Annotated in this window: 18 protein-coding genes; 6 read left to right on the plus strand and 12 right to left on the minus strand. The window is 59.5% G+C overall.

Annotation, left to right across the window (positions count from 1 at the left end; translation table 11 throughout):
• Positions 1-5 precede the first annotated feature (5 nt).
• Entirely contained in the window at positions 6-470 is a 465-nt protein-coding gene (locus AC0QKW_RS10245) for a hypothetical protein (RefSeq protein WP_473150969.1), read from the minus strand.
• A gap of 230 nt (positions 471-700) precedes the next feature.
• Here AC0QKW_RS10245 and AC0QKW_RS10250 point away from each other — a divergent pair, with 230 nt between their 5' ends.
• On the plus strand, positions 701-1,657 hold the full coding sequence (locus AC0QKW_RS10250; RefSeq protein ID WP_473150970.1) for a PRC-barrel domain-containing protein: 957 nt from the start codon (positions 701-703) through the stop codon (positions 1,655-1,657).
• Positions 1,658-1,850: 193 nt separating this feature from the next.
• Here the strand turns inward: AC0QKW_RS10250 and AC0QKW_RS10255 are convergent, their stop codons facing one another.
• From AC0QKW_RS10255 to AC0QKW_RS10280, 6 genes are all read right to left on the minus strand, one after another.
• Entirely contained in the window at positions 1,851-2,159 is a 309-nt protein-coding gene (locus AC0QKW_RS10255) for a DUF3181 family protein (RefSeq protein ID WP_473150971.1), read from the minus strand.
• 17 nt (positions 2,160-2,176) lie between these two features.
• Complete coding sequence (locus AC0QKW_RS10260) at positions 2,177-2,458, minus strand: 2TM domain-containing protein (protein WP_473150972.1); 282 nt, start codon at positions 2,456-2,458, stop codon at positions 2,177-2,179.
• Positions 2,459-2,487: 29 nt separating this feature from the next.
• Positions 2,488-3,006 carry a TrmH family RNA methyltransferase gene (locus tag AC0QKW_RS10265; RefSeq protein WP_473150973.1) on the minus strand — a complete coding sequence of 173 codons (519 nt, stop codon included), beginning with the start codon at positions 3,004-3,006 and terminating at the stop codon, positions 2,488-2,490.
• 325 nt (positions 3,007-3,331) lie between these two features.
• The gene (locus AC0QKW_RS10270) at positions 3,332-3,979 is read right to left on the minus strand and encodes a DUF3386 domain-containing protein (protein WP_473150974.1); all 648 of its coding nucleotides are present in this window, start codon (positions 3,977-3,979) and stop codon (positions 3,332-3,334) included.
• Between the two features lie 498 nt (positions 3,980-4,477).
• Positions 4,478-4,714 (minus strand): CDGSH iron-sulfur domain-containing protein, encoded by a 237-nt coding sequence (locus AC0QKW_RS10275; RefSeq protein ID WP_473150975.1) that lies wholly within the window; start codon positions 4,712-4,714, stop codon positions 4,478-4,480.
• Between the two features lie 74 nt (positions 4,715-4,788).
• A complete protein-coding gene (locus AC0QKW_RS10280; RefSeq protein WP_473150976.1) occupies positions 4,789-5,505 on the minus strand; it encodes a pirin family protein in 717 nt (238 codons plus the stop codon).
• 346 nt (positions 5,506-5,851) lie between these two features.
• On the opposite strand from AC0QKW_RS10280, the gene AC0QKW_RS10285 reads away from it, so the two are divergent.
• Positions 5,852-6,730 carry a LysR family transcriptional regulator gene (locus tag AC0QKW_RS10285; RefSeq protein ID WP_473150977.1) on the plus strand — a complete coding sequence of 293 codons (879 nt, stop codon included), beginning with the start codon at positions 5,852-5,854 and terminating at the stop codon, positions 6,728-6,730.
• A 5-nt stretch (positions 6,731-6,735) separates the two neighbouring features.
• On the opposite strand, the gene AC0QKW_RS10290 is transcribed toward AC0QKW_RS10285, so the two are convergent.
• On the minus strand, positions 6,736-8,946 hold the full coding sequence (locus AC0QKW_RS10290; protein WP_473150978.1) for a lytic transglycosylase domain-containing protein: 2,211 nt from the start codon (positions 8,944-8,946) through the stop codon (positions 6,736-6,738).
• A gap of 277 nt (positions 8,947-9,223) precedes the next feature.
• On the opposite strand from AC0QKW_RS10290, the gene AC0QKW_RS10295 reads away from it, so the two are divergent.
• From AC0QKW_RS10295 to AC0QKW_RS10310, 4 genes are all read left to right on the plus strand, one after another.
• Positions 9,224-10,702: a leucyl aminopeptidase gene (locus tag AC0QKW_RS10295; protein ID WP_473150979.1), complete on the plus strand. Its 1,479-nt coding sequence runs from the start codon at positions 9,224-9,226 to the stop codon at positions 10,700-10,702.
• A 157-nt stretch (positions 10,703-10,859) separates the two neighbouring features.
• Positions 10,860-11,174: an RNA recognition motif domain-containing protein gene (locus tag AC0QKW_RS10300; protein ID WP_473150980.1), complete on the plus strand. Its 315-nt coding sequence runs from the start codon at positions 10,860-10,862 to the stop codon at positions 11,172-11,174.
• A 194-nt stretch (positions 11,175-11,368) separates the two neighbouring features.
• Positions 11,369-12,850, plus strand: coding sequence for a YcjF family protein (locus AC0QKW_RS10305; protein WP_473150981.1), 1,482 nt, complete (start codon positions 11,369-11,371; stop codon positions 12,848-12,850).
• A 320-nt stretch (positions 12,851-13,170) separates the two neighbouring features.
• Positions 13,171-14,142 carry an SDR family NAD(P)-dependent oxidoreductase gene (locus tag AC0QKW_RS10310; RefSeq protein WP_473150982.1) on the plus strand — a complete coding sequence of 324 codons (972 nt, stop codon included), beginning with the start codon at positions 13,171-13,173 and terminating at the stop codon, positions 14,140-14,142.
• 277 nt (positions 14,143-14,419) lie between these two features.
• Here AC0QKW_RS10310 and AC0QKW_RS10315 read toward each other — a convergent pair whose 3' ends face one another.
• From AC0QKW_RS10315 to trpB, 4 genes are all read right to left on the minus strand, one after another.
• The gene (locus AC0QKW_RS10315) at positions 14,420-14,653 is read right to left on the minus strand and encodes a CP12 domain-containing protein (RefSeq protein WP_473150983.1); all 234 of its coding nucleotides are present in this window, start codon (positions 14,651-14,653) and stop codon (positions 14,420-14,422) included.
• A 175-nt stretch (positions 14,654-14,828) separates the two neighbouring features.
• Positions 14,829-15,455, minus strand: coding sequence for a ribonuclease D (locus AC0QKW_RS10320; RefSeq protein ID WP_473150984.1), 627 nt, complete (start codon positions 15,453-15,455; stop codon positions 14,829-14,831).
• A 7-nt stretch (positions 15,456-15,462) separates the two neighbouring features.
• Positions 15,463-15,960 (minus strand): DUF29 domain-containing protein, encoded by a 498-nt coding sequence (locus AC0QKW_RS10325; RefSeq protein WP_473150985.1) that lies wholly within the window; start codon positions 15,958-15,960, stop codon positions 15,463-15,465.
• A gap of 74 nt (positions 15,961-16,034) precedes the next feature.
• Positions 16,035-17,279, minus strand: coding sequence for a tryptophan synthase subunit beta (gene trpB, locus AC0QKW_RS10330; RefSeq protein ID WP_473150986.1), 1,245 nt, complete (start codon positions 17,277-17,279; stop codon positions 16,035-16,037).
• Positions 17,280-17,293: the final 14 nt, after the last annotated feature.

Consider the following 17,293-nt stretch of genomic DNA (forward strand, 5'->3'; position numbering starts at 1 on the left):
GTCAATTAATGGGCTGACTGAAACCGGTAGCCGGAGGCGTTGGGTAATTTTGCCCAGCGGTAGGCCACTAGATTGAGAGCCAGGCCCACCAAAAACAGCAGAGCCATCAGAGCTATCTGATACCAGGCAATAGGCGGAATGGTCAGATCGATAACCAGGTGCGCCAAATTTAAGGCTGAGTAAACCACTGTCAGCCAAAAATGCCCCACCCGATAGCGTCGTGAGTCAAAGAAACAGTTGCCCACCATAGCGACCAGGGGAATCGCGAAAAACGCCAGCATGGCCCATAAAATGGTGGAAATCGCGCTGAGGTCTGAGGCGACCTGGCCGTGGGGTGCCAGCACGCTAAGACCGTGAAATAGGGGGATCAGCGCCAGCTGAGTGTGAAAAACCGTGCCTAACAAAAACACCGTCCAAAGCGTCATCATCTGCAAAGCAAAGGATGGTCTATCTTGAGATTGGCTCGCCATTACCCGACCTCCCTGGCAATATAGCTGAGCTGGTGTCGTTCTTTGCTAATTATCGTCGGTGGGGCGATCGCAGCCCGCCCATCGCCACGTTTTTTTAGACTTCTCAATGCTCTGCAATGCTATGACATAGCCCAAGCGACCGATTTAGATCAGCTACCATTAAACACAGACCTCACCTAGATCGAAGACATATTGGGGGTGAGGTTAACGATCGCAGCCGGAGTGCCGCCATGTCAGGTTCATCCCCCACCACTATGCTCAAGAGCGATCTCATCCACCGCCTCGCCATCAACCTCGACACCGCCGAAGAGTTTGGCCCGATCGCCGAAGTCTGGGTCAATGGCCGCACCCACCAGGTCATGGGTCTGGGCTGTAGTGCGGGTGGGCTGCTCAATCGCCAGAGTCGACGGTTTTTGCTGTCTCAGATTGGCTCCATTGGGCACGATGGGGTGGTGGTCAAAGCCGGGGCCCAAGCCGAGGCCGTAGATGAGCATCTGCAAGACTGCCTGCCCCTGGGCGAGCTAGAGCTGTGGTCTGACCACGGCGATCGCATTGGCCAGCTGATCGACTACCGCTTTGACCCCACCAGCGGCAACATTCTTGAATACCTGTTTATCCCTGAGGTCACCAGCGACCTCCCCCCCGGTGTTTACGCCCTCGACCCGATCGCGGTGATCAGCACCGGTCGCCGCCGCATGATGGCCGAAGATGCTGCACTACGAGCAGCGTTGCTCGTGCATGAGGGGCTACCTCAGCCTCCAGAACCCACAGCTCAGAGGTCTCCCTTCGATCGCATTCCCCTCGATCGCATTCCTCTCGACAAGGTGCCCGACCCTCGACGCGGGTGGGAGGCTGCCGTCAAGGGCACCCAAACCATGCGCGACCAGGTAAGCGAACAATTTCAGGAAGGTCGCCAAAAGCTGGGGGCCGAGGCCCAAGATCGTCGTCACAAGCTCCAGGCCGAGGCCCAAGACCGGCTGGGTGGTCTGCTCGGCAACGTTAAAAAGCGCACCCGCCACCTGCGCCACCAGCTGCGCGAGGCCGTCAGCGATGCCACCGCCGGGCTGCCCTCGGGGCCAAACCTGCGCGATGACAAAATGCCTACCATTGATGTGGATGCCATGGAGCTGTGGCCCGAGGACGACCTGCCGCCGGAGCGCCCGCTTCGTCGTCCCGATCATCGTTAGCTATAGCTAGAAGCACCGTTGGGTGGGCACTGGCCACCCTTTAGGAAGCCGCTTGCCAGAAACCTCCTTCGGGACGGGGGTTTATTAAAGTGCAAGTCTTGGGCAGGGGCGCAGTCGCAGCCAAGCCATAGGCTTTACGCTTGTTTGCCCTCACAGAGAATCCAGCCGTTATAAGTGATTGAATCCGCGATCTTTAGAGATCGCGCTGGTAGTCGGCGATCGCATCCAGCAGATCCGCCTTGCCCGCCGATGGGATCAAATCTGCCAGAGTGACGGTCTTTTGGCCACCGCCAATGGCCACTGACGTAGCCGCCAAAATATCGGCCACCGCTGCCTCCGTCACCTTATCTCCAACCACGAGGGGATAGAGCTTTTCGGCCAGGGGCGTGTGCAGCTTGGCATCGCCCAGGTACAGGTGCCACTTGGCAATATCGAGATAGACCTTATCGCCAATGGCGGCGGCCAGAGATTCGATGGCGCGGGCGGTAGAGGCATCAGACATGGCTCGGGTTCTCCTTATTAAGGCTCGCCAGGGTCAGGGTCAGCCGTGGGCGATAGGGGCACTGGGGAGTAGTCTGCGATCGCAAAAATATAGACTGCGTTGGCAATCAGCACCGGCAGCCAGGCCAGGGTCACCTTGCTCACCCAGGGCACCCATTCAGGATTCAGCGTATGGAAAAACCACAGACCAGAATTGACGGCAATAAACGCCGCCACATGCACCGCAAAGTTAATGCGATCTTCGAGCTTGCGGTAGGCAGGATCTTCGCGGGTGGGTTTACGGGGCCAACGGGGCGGCATAGGCCAAAGTCACAGTTACGCTACGTTTCTTATTTTAGAGGGGCAGGGGTCATTCCCCACTGACAAATGTAGGCATAGATGGCCATCGCCGCCGCCGCATGCACGTTCAGCGACTGCACCACCCCATACTGGGGAATCATTACCGCCTGATCGCACGCCGCGCTAACAGTGGCAGGAATGCCCGTCAGCTCGCGCCCCAGCACCAGCACGGTTCGCTCAGGAAAACGCATGTCGGCGAGGGAAATAGCCTGGGGCTGAAGATCGAGGGCGATCGAGGTATAGCCCTGCTGCCGCCGGTCTGATAACCACTGGGGCAGCTGCTCCACAGTACATTTTGCCATGGGCTGCCACTGGTGGGTCGCCACCGCTACCTGGCGAAACTTACGGCCTTTAGCCAGGGCCAAATCTTGCAGCACCAGCGCTTCGAGGCGAAAGGCTTCCGCCGTGCGGCAGAGCATTCCCAGATTCATCGGATTTTCTACCAGCGACGCGCACAGCACCAGAGAATGGCGCGGCAGATTGGGATATTGGGTACGAAACAGCGCCATGGGCAAAAGCCAGCTAATTTTCCTCACCCAGGAGGAGCTAGAGGTAATTTCCTCTAAGCAGGGGCAAGGGGTAGGTCAAGCTGAGATAAACAGTCCTGCTTGCGGTATTCAGGAGCTGGCTTGCCGTCGTCATTTTGACTCACCCCGCCCTCCGGGCACCCCTCCAAGCAGGGGATGGGGCCGACTTTTCTATGGCATGGGAATTCATCGAATTGACTGCTAGCAGAAAAGATCCCAGCTTTAACCCAGCGACGGTAGCCGCCGTTGGGTGGGCTTTGCCCACCCGTTTGGGAAACTATTGCCTCACAGTCGCTTTGACCCTGCCCTAGGCCTCTAGCAGAGCGATGTTAGAAAACACAAACTCCTGCACGTCGGTGCCGCTGTCGGTCGCGGTTTCAATGGCGCGGCGAGAGAGAATGTAATATCCGCCCACCTCGGTGTACTCGTCTTCAAAGTTGCTGAGGCCGCCTTTTTGCTCGCCAGTTTTGGGGTCGTGGTAGACCGAGTCGTAGCGGTGCGACAGATAGCCCGCCCCGGTGTCGTGGCTGCTAAAGGTGTGAATGGTCACCACCACGCCGTGGATATGGCGATGCACCATTGAGACTTCGTTGTCTTTGATCTCGTAGCGATCGCCCTCAGCCTTGCCACCCATTAAAATCTCTACCGAACCGTCGGCTAGGGTCTCGCCGTAGCGAAAGGTGTTGTTGCCGTGGCTGTCTTCAAAACCACGCCGCACCCGGTGAATGGATACTTCAAACAGTTGCCCTTGCACGGCCTTTTGGGCTGCTTCGTCGGCAATGCCGGTCACCTCTTGCTTGAGCTCAGCCGTGACCTTAGCCTGGCCGGTATAGGTTTTGCCGTTGTGGGTAAAGGTCACATCGGCAGTATACCCAGGAAAAGCAGCATCCCAGGTGTAGCGGTTTTCGTAGGCGGCCCGAAAAAAGTCCCGTGGGGCCAGTTGAGTTCCAACCATCTAAAAAAATCTCCGGTTAACGGTGATGCACAACAGCAAGCAGCTATTGCGCTGGAGCTTCTCTAGCATACCGATTCTAGCCTCCGGTGGCCTCAGCCCTGGCCAAAATGGCCGCGCTTTAGCTGTCTGGCAAACTAAAAAATGCCCATAAAAATGTGCTCTGACTAACAGTGTCAGCCAATAGGCTCCTCTACCATAAAAGGCCCGGCGCGAGAACTCATCACAAATGCGCGACGCCAGATTGAAGGCGACAGCGCGTGCTCACAACTGCTGCTGCTGCGCGAACGGCTTGACCAGATTGTGGGTAATCAGTTCTGAGTTTTCCACAGGTTGTTTTGTTCGGCTTTTTTCACTGCTTTTGCCAAAGCGCTGCGGCCTAAAGCCTTTCAAGATCAAAAACTTTTTGAATTTGCTGAGTTTGCAAGTTATCCACAGTTTTTGTCTCGCTGTGGATAACTTGCAAATAGGTGCTATTGCCTATTAGCCTACCAGGCCTGCCTAGAGCTTAGTATGCGCCCCGTCGCAGAAGGGGGCATTGCCGGTGTGTTTGCAGGCGCAGAGAGCCACCTGTTTTTTCTCCTCTAGGGTGAACTTCATGGGGGTAAAGTCGGTGCCTTTGTGAGCCCCATTACAGAAGGGTTGATTGCTCGACTGGCCGCAGGTACACCAGTAATAGTCGCCAGCCTCAAGCTCCGTCACAACGGGTTTAGTATCAGCAATTATCGGTTCAGCCATGGGTTGCTCCTGACAAAGTAGTAGGTTTAATCGGTCATCCCACGAAAACAGGGCTAACTGTTTCCGCAAGCTTGTTAGGCGGCCATATCAAACAGCAGCACCTCGGCCCCAGCGGTGGCATCAGAGGCGGCACCTGTGAGGGTCAAATGGTCTAGGCCGCTGACGGCGGCTCCATCTCCGGCGGTCAGGCTGTGACCGCTGAGGTCAAGCGATCCCCGGGCCACCTGCACCCAGGCCACCCGTCCAGGGGCCAGGGCGTGATCTACGGCCTCGCCCTCGACCAGGGTTGTGGCATATAGGCTCACATCCTGGTGAATGGTGACGGAGCCATCGCGGCCATCGCGAGAACCCAGCAGGCGCAGCTGGCCTCGCTTGGCCTCAGGAGCCACCGAAATTTGCTCGTAGCTAGGGGTTAAACCTTCGCGATCGGGCACAATCCAGATTTGCAAAAAGTGTACTGGGTCGCGGTCTGAGGCGTTGAACTCGCTGTGGCGAATGCCTGTGCCCGCCGACATGCGCTGCACATCCCCCGGTCGAATCGCAGCGCCGGTGCCCAGGCTGTCTTTGTGCTCTAGAGTGCCATCGAGTACATAGGTGACAATTTCCATATCGCGGTGGCCGTGGGTGCCAAAGCCGCCGCCGGGGGTGACCTTGTCTTCGTTGATTACCCGCAGGCTGGCAACACCCATGTGCTTAGGGTCGTAGTAGTTGCCAAAGGAGAAGCTGTGGCGACTGTCGAGCCAGCCAAAGTTGGCGGCACCGCGTTCATTGGCAGGACGAATCGTAATCATTGGGGATACCTCCAGAGTCAATGAATTGGAGAAATCTGAATACATTCAGTCTATATTGGATTCAAAATATAGACAATAATCAATTCAAATGACAGATTGAATCCAAATAGAGGACAATCAGACAAAGGGATAGCGCTCCAAGATTCGTCTTCACTCGGATCCAAGTGAAGCTGAATCTCGCTACCCGGCTCTAACACCAAATCTGAGTTCCTTACCTCCGATTTCTACCAGGCCAGCTTGTAAAACGTTGGCGTAGCCTAGCCGGAGGCCTGACCGCCGTTCGCCCAGGGGTATCGGGGGTAGCCCAGCAGGATTCGGTATAAACCGTCCGTTTTCTCAAACCGCTATGGACAAACTCGAAAGTATGCGTGCCTTTACCCAGGTGGTAGAAGCTGGGGGCTTTGCCGCTGCCGCCCGCCAGATGGGGCTGTCGCGATCGGCGGTGAACAAGCTGGTGATCAATCTCGAAGAGCATCTGCAAACCCAGCTGTTGCACCGCACCACCCGTAGGGTGGCCCCCACTGACGCCGGGCGGGCCTACTACGATCGCTGCCTGGCGATTTTGGCCGATCTGGAGGAGGCGGAGCTGGCCCTTAACCGGCTCCATCTAGAGCCCCGGGGTAGCCTGCGGATCAACGCGCCAATGACCTTTGGCACCCTGTACCTGGCCCCCCTGGTAGTCGAGTTTATGACCCAGTACCCCGATCTGTATGTGGAGCTGGTGCTCAACGATCGCCGCATCGACCCGATCGAAGAGGGCTTTGATGTCACCCTGCGCATTGCTGCCGATCGCCCTGGCCCCGGCCTGATTGCCCACCCCCTGGCCCCCTGCCCCCTGGTGGTATGCGCTGCCCCCAGCTACTTAGAACAGCACGGCATCCCCTCTCAGCCTCAAGACTTGGGGCACCATGCCTGTCTGCACTACGGCCATCGAGCCCAAGAAAATAGCTGGATCTTGGGGGGCGATGAACTCCAGGCGATCGCCATTCAGGGACCGCTGTGCAGCAACAATGGTGAGGTGCTGCGGGCCGCCGCGATCGCCGGGTTGGGCATTGCCATGCTGCCAGAGTTCATTGTGGAGAGCGATCTGAGGGACGATCGCCTGCGCCCGGTGCTCAGCGCCTACCCTCCCCCGGCGATCGAGATCTATGCGCTGTACCCGGTGAATCGGCATCTGTCGGCCAAGGTGACTCGGCTGGTGGAGTTTTTGGCGGCGAGGCTGTAAGAGCGCTACTTAAAGCCACGATAGCGACTTTGCAGGGTGGCGACCTGCTCTGCGATCGCCGGATCGTAGAGCCGTAGGTAGTTCCAGTAGCCGCCAAATACCGATCGCACGTAGCCCTTGGTCTCCGGGTAGGGAATCTTTTCGGCAAAGTCGTCGGCATCGACGAAGCCACCGCGATTGATCCAGTTGGCTACGGCACCGGGGCCGGCATTGTAGCTAGCCACCGCAAACAGCGAGTGGTTGTCGTATTCCGAATGGGTGTAGTCGAGGTACCAGGTACCCAGCTTGACGTTGTCTGCGGGGTCGTTGAGGTCGTAGCTCTCTAGCCCAGCCTGGCCCTTGATCCATTCGGCGGTGGCGGGCATCACCTGCATCAGGCCTGCGGCCCCCACCCCCGAGCGAATCTTGTGCTCAAAGCGCGACTCTTGACGAATTAGGGCTGCAACCAGCAGCGGGTTGAGCTGGCGCTCGGCTGACCAGGTGGTGATCAAGTCGGCATAGGGCAGGGGGTAGACCCCATGCCCAAAGTCGGGTCGCTGCTTGAGATCGGCGATGGTGGCAATGTCGTCTGGGTCATCGGCCAGATCGAGACTAGAGATCTGGTAGATGCCGTTAATGTTGTCGTTGGCCACCAGGCGCAGCTTGCCATCGGTAAACTGCTCTGCCGGGGAGGGGTCTTGGTAGTTGACATACTCTAGCTGCCACTGCTCCCAGGCGCGCTGATCTTGGCCCAGCAGATACAGCTCTTGCAGGGTGTCTGAGCCAGCCGGTAGTGGGGTGCGGCGGGTAGGTGGGGCCACGGCAGGGGTCTGCGATCGAACCGTTTTAAAGTCGCCCACGTTCCAGCCCAGGGCTACCGCCGCTCGCCAGGCGTAGTACGACTCGGGGTGGTTGGCGATCACGCTCTCGAGAGCGCTCTGGGCCACCTCGGCCTGGCCGAGGGTGCGGGCCCACTTGCCCACCCAGAAGCCCGCATCAGCCGCCGCGTCGCTCTTGGGGCTATACCTGAGAATGTCGCTGCCCCAGCTCAACGCCCCAGCCAGATCGCCCTGATCGGCCGCAGCCAGAGCATTTTTGAGGCGCAGACTAGCAGCGGCATCAGAGTCGCCATAGTCTTTGAGAATCAGGTCGCGCACGGCCTGGGCAGAGGCGGCGCTGTTGAGCTTGTCGAGAATGTCGGCCCGCATTAGCAGAGCCTCGGCGGCGCGATCGGGGAAGCGGCTGACCACCTGGTCGAGCACCCCGAGAGATTGCTCATCGGGCAGGCTGAGGGTCAGCCGCAGCAGGCCGGTAGCGGTCTCGGGCGCGTCGGGAAACTGCTGATCGAGCTGGTTGTAGAGGGCAATGGCGCGATCGCGCTGCCCACCCCCCACCTGGAGCCCCCGCGCTGCCCGATACAGGTTGCGGGGGGATGGCGGTGCTAGGGCGTAGGCAGCCCCGGCGTCGCCGTAGCTGTCGATGCGCCAAAAACCAAAGCCCACGGTCTGCCAATCTTCGGGGCTGAGCTGGCTGCCAAACTCATTTTTTAGCCGCAGCAGAGCCGCCCCAGCGCTGGGGTGATGCAGCCCTGATCGGGCCATAATCATCAGCAGCGGCAGGGTATCGGCACGGTTGGGGTCAGCGGTGAGGCGCTGGTGGGCCACTTCCACCGCCTTGGGATGATCGGGGAACCGCTGCACCAGCTGATCCCAATAGGTGGGGTCTTGCTGGCCTAGCTCAAACAGCAGGGGGGCGATCGCCCCCTGGTCGCCATAGTCATTTAGGAGCCTAGCTTGAGTTTGCTGGGCTGCCTCCGCCTGCCCTGCCGCCCGCTGCGCCTGGGTCAGCGCCACGGCAATGTGGGGGGCCATAGCTTCGTACTCTTTCTCCAGGTCTGCCAGCAGGGGAATGGCGCTGCCGCCCCGGTCTTGGTTGATCAAATCTACCGCCAGCAGGTAGCTGGCCCGCTGGCTGCTGAGAGAGCCTTGCTCCTCGGCGGCAGCAGCCAGGGATTGCTGACGCTCGGTGGGGGGCTGGAGCGCCAGACTGAGCACTGGGTCATCGGCGTCAAAGGGGTCACGGCGGCCCAGCCCCGGCAGCAGCGACTCCTCCTGCACCACCGAGGGGTCAACCGGAGGCGAGACCGTATTCACTACGGCGGCTACCATGCCCAGCGATAGGGCGCTGATTCCGGCGATCGCCAGCAGAGGAAGATTTGGCTTAAACCGTTTCACCATGACATGTCCACAAACTTGATTCCTATGGGCGCGATCTCTAAATTCTCTCGCTTTGATTCTCGCTTTTATACCAATCGTCCATGTCGCCAAGGCGACCCCCTAAAGGATGACCCAACCAGGGTAATTTTCAGAGCAAGTCCAGTTTAGGATCGGTAGCTTTTCCTTTGCCGTCCTAATACTAGCGAACCCATCCCATTGTGTTGCACCCCATAGCCAACTCCGCCCGGGATGGTGCTCTGGGTTTATAGTAAACAGAGAAAACTAGCCCCAAGGTTGAATGGAATTTCACGCATCTGGTACCTCCCATCTAGACTGGTCTGGCGACGCTCTGATCATTGGTTTTAGCGAAGAGGCCCTACCGCTAACGGGCACCCTGGCTGATCTCAATAGCCGCGTCTCAGGGCTCCTGCAAGAACTGATTGACGAGGCCGAGTTTACGGGTAAAGAGGGCACCACCGCCGTCGTTCGTGTGGGGCCAGGGGTTGGCTTTCGCAAACTGGGCATCGTTGGCCTAGGGGCAGCCCAGGCCATCACCTTTGAAACCCTGCGCCGAGCCGCCGCCACCGCCGCTCGCCTAGCAAAAAAAGAAAAGTGTGCCTCCCTGGGGCTGAGCCTGCCCATCGCCAAAGACGATGCCGCCCTCACCACCCAGGCTCTGGCCGAGGGGGTCACCCTGGCGCTGCACCAGGACAACCGCTTCAAGTCAGAGAATAAGCCTAGCAAAGTCAACCTAGATCAGATTCACCTGCTGGGGCTACCCGACCAGGAGGCTAGTCTGGCCGTTGCCCATGCCATCTGTGACGGGGTGATTTTGGCTCGTGAGCTGGTGTCGGCCCCGGCCAACGTGGTCACCCCCGCCGCCCTGGCCCAGGCCGCCCAAGACATCGCCACCGCCCATGGTCTAGAGCTGGAGATTCTCGAAAAAGATCAGTGTGAAGCCCTTGGCATGGGGGCCTACCTGGGGGTGGCCAAGGCCTCTGACCTACCGCCCAAGTTTATTCACCTCACCTACCGACCGTCTGGCACCCCCACTCGCAAACTGGCGATCGTGGGCAAAGGTCTAACCTTTGACTCGGGCGGGTTGAATATCAAGCCCACCGGCAGCGGCATCGAGATGATGAAGATTGACATGGGTGGCGCAGCGGCCATTTTGGGGGCGGCCAAGGCGATCGCCCAGCTCAAACCCAGCGCCGAGGTGCACTTTATCAGCGCCGCCGCCGAGAATATGATCAGCGGCAGCGCCATGCGCCCCGGCGACATTCTCACGGCATCAAACGGCAAGACTATTGAAGTCAACAACACCGATGCCGAGGGTCGCCTCACCCTGGCCGACGCCCTAGTGTTTGCTGAGAAGTTGGAGGTCGATGCCATCGTCGATCTAGCCACTTTGACTGGAGCCTGCATTGTGGCGCTGGGCGACGACATCGCCGGGCTGTTTAGTGAACATGACCCGCTGGCTGGGGCGATCGCCGCCGCCGCCGAGGCCGCTGGCGAAAAGTTTTGGCGACTGCCCATGGAAGAGAAATACTTTGACGGGCTCAAGTCGATCGTGGCCGACATGAAAAATACTGGCCCCCGCCCCGGCGGGTCGATCACCGCCGCCCTGTTTCTCAAGCAGTTTGTGGTGTCGACCCCCTGGGCGCACCTCGACGTCGCTGGCCCCGTATGGACCGAAAAAGAAGCGGGCTACAACAACCCTGGGGGCACCGGCTTTGGGGTACGCACCCTAGTGCAGTGGGTGCTAACCGAGCCCTAGGAACTGCTCTAGGTGTGAGATGGGCTACCGCCAACCAATATTGAATCGGCTATTATGGCATGCAATTCTTGAAATTTACAGTGTCTAGAGTTGGGCTTTGGCCTGACTAGGCCAGGGTTTCAGGAATCCATAGATCGATTTTGGTTCGGAGAGACTCGTGACTATCTACATTGGTAACTTGTCCTTTCAGGCATCTGAGGACGATATCAAAAGTGTCTTTGCTGAGTACGGCGAAGTCACCCGGATTAGCCTGCCCATAGATCGTGAGACAGGTCGCAAGCGCGGCTTTGCCTTTGTCGATATGGCCGACGAAACTAAAGAAGATCAGGCAATCTCTGAACTAGACGGGGCAGAATGGCTGGGCCGCGAACTGCGGGTCAATAAGGCGCGCCCCCGCACCGATGATGGGGGCGGCGGTGACGGCGGCGGACGGTCTAGCCGCAGCAACCGCTTTTCCCACAATCCTCTCTAGTCTTAGGATTGCGCTTTACTTCGCCTGGGCCATTGTCAGAGGCCGAGGACAGTCTTCTGCGGCATAGGCATCTATCAAATGCCTATGCCGCAGCGCTTTTATGGAGATCATTGACTGATTAACAGAGAGCTTTTTTGCGCTATTCTGCACGGATTGCCCTGGGCTAAACCGATCGCCCAGGAGAGAGAGTAGACATGGCACGGTGGCGCTGGGGGCTGATTTTTGTCGGGCTGCTGCTAGGTCTGGGGGCGGTGGCCATCTTGGCCGACTCGCTGCTGCGTCTGTACGGTGGGCTGGCGCTGCTGTCGCCCCTGCTGGCGCGGCTGGTGTTGGGTTCCCTGCTCGCCGCACTAGCCGGGGCAGTGGGTTATGGTCTGTACCACCTGCGGCCTTTTTTACGACCCCGGCGGCGACAGCGATTGCCCAGTGCCCCTCGCGACCGGGCGACAGCGGCGGCGGCGAGCCTGGATGCGGTACACGATCAGGTGGCCCAAATTCAAGACCAGGTGGCACGGGAGGCACTGCGTCAAAAGGCCCAAGCCCTCAGGGTAGCGGCCCGCGATCGCGACCTCACTATTGCTGTTTTTGGCGTGGGCTCTGCTGGTAAAACGGCGCTGATCAATGGTTTGCTGGGGCAGCCTCGGGGCGAGGTGGGGCCGACCCTGGGCACCACTCAAACCCAGCAGAGCTACTCTTGGCAGATTCCGCAGGCTCCCAGGGCCATTCAGCTGATCGACACCCCCGGCATTGAGGAGGTGGGGGTGGCGGGTACCGAGCGCGAGGCTGAGGCCCGTGCCACCGCTGCCGGGGCCGATCTCATACTCTTTGTGGTCGACGACGATCTGCGCCAGGCAGAGTACGTGGTGCTGCGATCGCTGTTGGCCCTGGGCAAGCGTCTGCTGCTGGTAATCAACAAGGCCGACCGCTACCCCACCGCCGATCTAGAAGTGCTGCTAGAACGGCTGCGATCGCGCGTCATGCCGCCCTTGGGTGCCGACGATGTGGTGGCCGTAGCGGCCCAGCCCCAGCCCCTCCCCCAAGTGGGCGGCGGCTGGCTGCAAATGCGCCCCAACCTACAACCCCTGCAAGCGCGCCTCGCCGATGTGCTCCGCCAGGAGGGTGAGACGCTAATTGCCGACAACCTGCTGCTGCAAACCCAGCAGATCGGCGACAATGCCCGCCAGCTGATCGACCGCCAGCGCCAGGCCGAAGCCGAGGCCATCATCGATCGCTATCAGTGGCTAGGAGCAGGGGCGATCGCCATGACGCCCCTGCCCGGCCTCGACTACCTGGCTACCGCCGCCATCAACGCGCAGATGGTGGTCGAGCTGAGCCAGATCTACGGCTGCGAGGTCAGCATTGAGGAGGGCAAAGCCCTGGCTCTGTCAGTGGCCAAAACCCTCACCGGCCTCGGCCTGGTCAAAGGTACCTTAGACCTGTTGGCCCTGGGGCTGCAAACCAACCTGGCCACGGTACTGGCCGGGCGCGCCCTGAAGGGAGCCAGCGGTGCCTATCTCACCCGCATTGCGGGCAAAAGCTTTGTAGAATATTTTCGCCAAAACCAGAGCTGGGGCGACGGCGGCATGAGTACCGTGGTTGAGCAGCAGTTTCGCCTCAACCAGCGCGACGCCCTGCTGAAGGCTTTTCTAAAAGAGGCGATCGCCCGAGTTACCTAGCCGACTCACCTGCTGCCATCCCCCTTGGGCAGAGCGGATTTCTTCGCGCCTGAGTTGCCCACCCAGGCGACAATTTCATTCCTTAATGACGCAGGATCTCTACGGACATCAATCGTAAAGGCTAGACTTGGCCTCGCACGAGTTGCTCAGTAGCCCTACCTTCACCCAAAAAGGATCGGACAATAGAGGGGCCGCTTTCCCAGAGACTGCTCTATGTCCGGCCCTGATGTTCGCCATCTCCTTTGCCGTTGGTTTTGCCCTGTCTATGCCGATGTACAGGCGCAAGCTGGCCGAGTTGACTGTTGCTACTGGAGAATCAGATGAAACCGCTTGAAGGAAAGATCGCCCTGGTGACCGGAGCTACCCGTGGTCTGGGCAAAGGCATTGCCATGGGCCTGGGCGAAGCGGGGGCCACGGTCTACATCACCGGGCGCACCCTGACGGCATCGCCGGAGGCCACCGGGTCGCTAGAAGCAACAGCCGCAGCGGTGGAGCAGGCAGGCGGGGTGGCGATTCCGGTGCAGGTCGACCACAGCGACGATGAGCAGATCAAAGCGCTCTGCGATCGCATTCAAACCGACCAAAACGGCCAACTCGATCTACTGGTCAACAACGCCTACGCCGGGGTACCCGCCCTCAGAGCGGCCTACGGCAAGCCCTTCTGGGAGTCGGAGCCAGACTTTTGGGACGCCTGCAACGGGGTAGGGCTGCGGAGCCACTACGTGACCAGCGTCTATGCGGCCCGGCTGATGGTGCCGCGTCAGCGGGGGCTGATCTGCACCCTGTCCTCCTGGGGTGGGCTGTCCTACATCTTTGGGGTGCCCTATGGGGTGGGCAAGGCAGCCTGCGATCGCCTGGCCGCAGACATGGCCATTGAGCTCAAGCCCCACCAGGTCACCTCTCTCTCGATCTGGCCGGGCATTGTCGGCACCGAGTTGATGACCCAGTTTGCCGCCGAGATGGGACTAGGGGATGGCCCCGGTGGGCAGGCCGAGGCCATCCAACAGCACTACAACTGGGAAACACCACTGCTGACCGGGCGGGTCATTGCGGCCCTAGCAGCAGATACCACCGTGATGCGCCGAGCCGGGCAGGTACAGATTGTGGCGGAGCTGGCCAGGGAGTATGGGGTGGTCGATGCAGAGGGTGAACGGCCTGCGTCGCTCAGGTCACTGCGATTTGTGCTGCCCTACGCAGTGCCAGCCCTGAGGCAGTACGCAGGCCTGGTGCCTGACCTAGAGATGCCCTGGCCCTTCTTGCTGCTGGGGCCGCTGGGCTCGCCCAAGGCTTGATGGTGGGCCTATAGGGTAGAGTGCCAAGTTGCCACCGCATAGGCTTGGCGAGACAGGCCGCTGGTCTGCTATTGGGCCTCTGATCTCAGCTGCGTCAGCCCCAGAATTCTCAGGAATTCTGGGGCTGACGATTCCATAGGCTATACCGTCACAACCGGCAGATCGCTGTTCCTATACCGCATCCAAATTCCATACCCCCGATTTCCAACCGGCCAACCTGTAGGAGCAAACAGCGGTTCGCCCTGCCGAATCGGGGGTAGGCGAGCAGGATTTAGGATTAGGTATCGTACATCAGCCCTTCGGGGGCTTCAGGGTTTTCTTCGAGGTACTTGTCAAAGCCAGTCTTCTTAGGGACCTGGTGCTGGTGCGAGACCTCGGCCCGCATTTCTTCAACCACATCCCAGGCGGCGGCGGCTTCGGGGGAGGTTTCGCCCTTTTCGGTGGTGATCTGGTGGGCGTAGTCGATCGCCTTTTGCAGCTCGTCTTGGAAGTCTTTGCTATCTACGCTCATGGTTGCTCTCCTCTGGTGAGTAGTCATAGAGACAGACAACCCCATCGTACCGGGCTGAGAGTGTTCTAACTAAAACTTGTCTGAAATCTCAAGGCAACCGACCCAGTGGCTCAAGCTCGCGCCCTGCAAGGGGCTATTCTTTTGGTTAGGATCCGCTGAGACATCTCTGTTGCAATCAATGCTCAAATACCCCCTGGTACTGCAACAGGTCAAGGGCGACAAAGGTAGGCAGGCAGTTAAAACAGTCTTGGGCCAGCTCCCAGCGGCCTTCGCGCTTGAGCATGGCGGTGAGGGTGCTGTGAATGCTGTGCAGGTAGCGCACATCGTTGGCGGCGTAGCGGAGCTGCTCGTCGGAGAGATTCATCGCATTGCCCCAGTCAGAGCTTTGGGCGGTTTTGTCGAGTTCGACGCCCTCTAGCTCTTTAACCAATTCCTTGAGCCCGTGGCGAGGACTGTAGGTGCGGCTCAGCTTACTGGCAATTTTGCTGCAAAATACTGGAGCGACGGTAATGCCCAGGTTGTGCTTGAGGGTGGCCAGGTCAAAACGGGCAAAGTGAAACAGTTTGAGAATGCCGGCGGCTTCGAGCAGCTCTTTCAGCAGAGGGGCATCGGTTTGGCCCAGCTCGATGCGCACCACCGAGACATAGCCCTCAGAGTCAGAGAGCTGCACCAGACAGAGGCGATCGCGCAAAGGCAGCAGGCCCATGGTCTCGGTATCGCAGGCGATCGCACTGGCCTGCATGTAGCGAGCCAGCAGATCGGGGGTGAGATCGCGATCGCAGATTTCAAAACCGTCGGCCATGGGGTTCCTATTCTGTAGTTTCTGAGTTTTTTAATTCAGGCTGCCAGGGCAACCAGTCGGGGTCTAGCACCTGCTCTAGGGTGAACCAGGGCTGCTCCGGAATGGTTTCTTTCTTCAAATCACTGGCTTTTAGAAAAATCCTACGCGCACTGCTGTAATCTGCCAGAAAGTTTTCTTCCAGGTATCGTTTCAGACTTGGGCTATTTCTCAAGATGAGGTGCATCCTGACGCGGAAATTAGCAATCTCCAAATCCCAGCCGCGAAAGCAGCGATCGCGGTCAAACTCCCAATAGCACAGCTTAAAGAAGTGTTCACAGAGCCGCATTAGGTAGCTGCTCAGCGATCGCTTATCGCTTCCACCCAAGCTTTCAATTTCCTCAATCAGGTTCTCCAAATCGAGCGCGTCAAAGTTGCGAGATTGCAGATAGGCAGCGGTCTCATCTAACCAGAGCTGGTAGTCCTGGTCGTAGAGCGACTTGGGCTGGACGTTGGTGTCTGCGCTCATCTGCAATCCCATCCCTGATTGAAGCCGTGATGTGGACTGAATCCGTGGTCTAAACCATCCAGCCGGGGCAAGCTCTACTCCAGCCCGCCCAACGCCTTAGCTACCGTATTCACATCCTTGTCGCCCCGGCCCGAAGAGTTGATCACAATCCGGGGATTGCCCGTTAGCTGAGGGCAGAGGGTTTCCAGATAGGCGAAAGCGTGGGCGGTTTCGAGGGCGGGAATAATCCCCTCCAGGCGCGACACCCGCTGAAAGGCATCTAGGGCCTCCTGGTCGGTGACGCTGTAGTACTCGGCCCGGCCCGCATCCTTCAAAAAGCTGTGCTCGGGGCCAACGCCAGGGTAATCAAGCCCGGCGCTGATAGAGTGGGCCTCAATGACCTGCCCCTCGCCGTCTTGCAGCAGGTAGCTCATCGCCCCGTGGAGCACACCGACCCGGCCCTCGGTCAGTGTCGCCGCGTGCTTGCCGCTGGCCACACCGCTGCCCGCCGCCTCAATGCCAATCATTCGCACAGTGGGCTCATTCACAAACTCGTGGAACAGGCCCATGGCGTTAGAGCCGCCGCCGACGCAGGCCATCAAAATATCAGGCAGACCGCCAAACTTCTCTTGGCACTGGGCGCGGGTCTCTTCGCCGATGATGGCGTGAAAATCGCGCACCATCATCGGGTAGGGGTGCGGCCCGGCGACCGAACCAAGAATGTAGTGGGTATTTTCTACATTCGTCACCCAGTCGCGGATGGCCTCGGAGGTGGCGTCCTTGAGGGTGCCGGTACCTGCCGTGACGCCGCGCACTTCGGCCCCCATCAGCCGCATGCGAAACACGTTGAGCGACTGGCGCTCCATATCTTGCACACCCATGTAGATGACGCACTGCAAGCCAAAGCGGGCGCACACCGTAGCGGTGGCCACCCCATGCTGCCCGGCCCCGGTTTCGGCAATGATGCGCTGCTTGCCCATGCGTTTGGCCAGCAGCACCTGCCCCAGGGCGTTGTTGATTTTGTGCGCCCCGGTGTGGTTGAGATCTTCGCGCTTGAGATAGATATCGGGGCCGCTGCCGTGGGGGCGGCGGTAGTGGGCCGTGAGCCGCTCGGCAAAGTAGAGCGGGGTGGCGCGACCCACATAGTCTTTGAGCAGACCGTTGAGCTCGGCCTTAAAGCCAGCCTCATCGCGGTATTGGTAAAACGCCTGCTCTAGCTCAAACAGGGCGGGCATGAGAGTCTCGGGCACGTATTTGCCGCCAAACTGGCCAAAACGACCCAGGGCATCGGGGCGAGGGGCGGTGACGGCGGGGCGAGGCGAAAGCGGCGTCTGGGTCACGGGGATGGTGGGGG

The sequence above is a fragment of the Pseudanabaena sp. PCC 9330 genome (genome assembly GCF_055795045.1).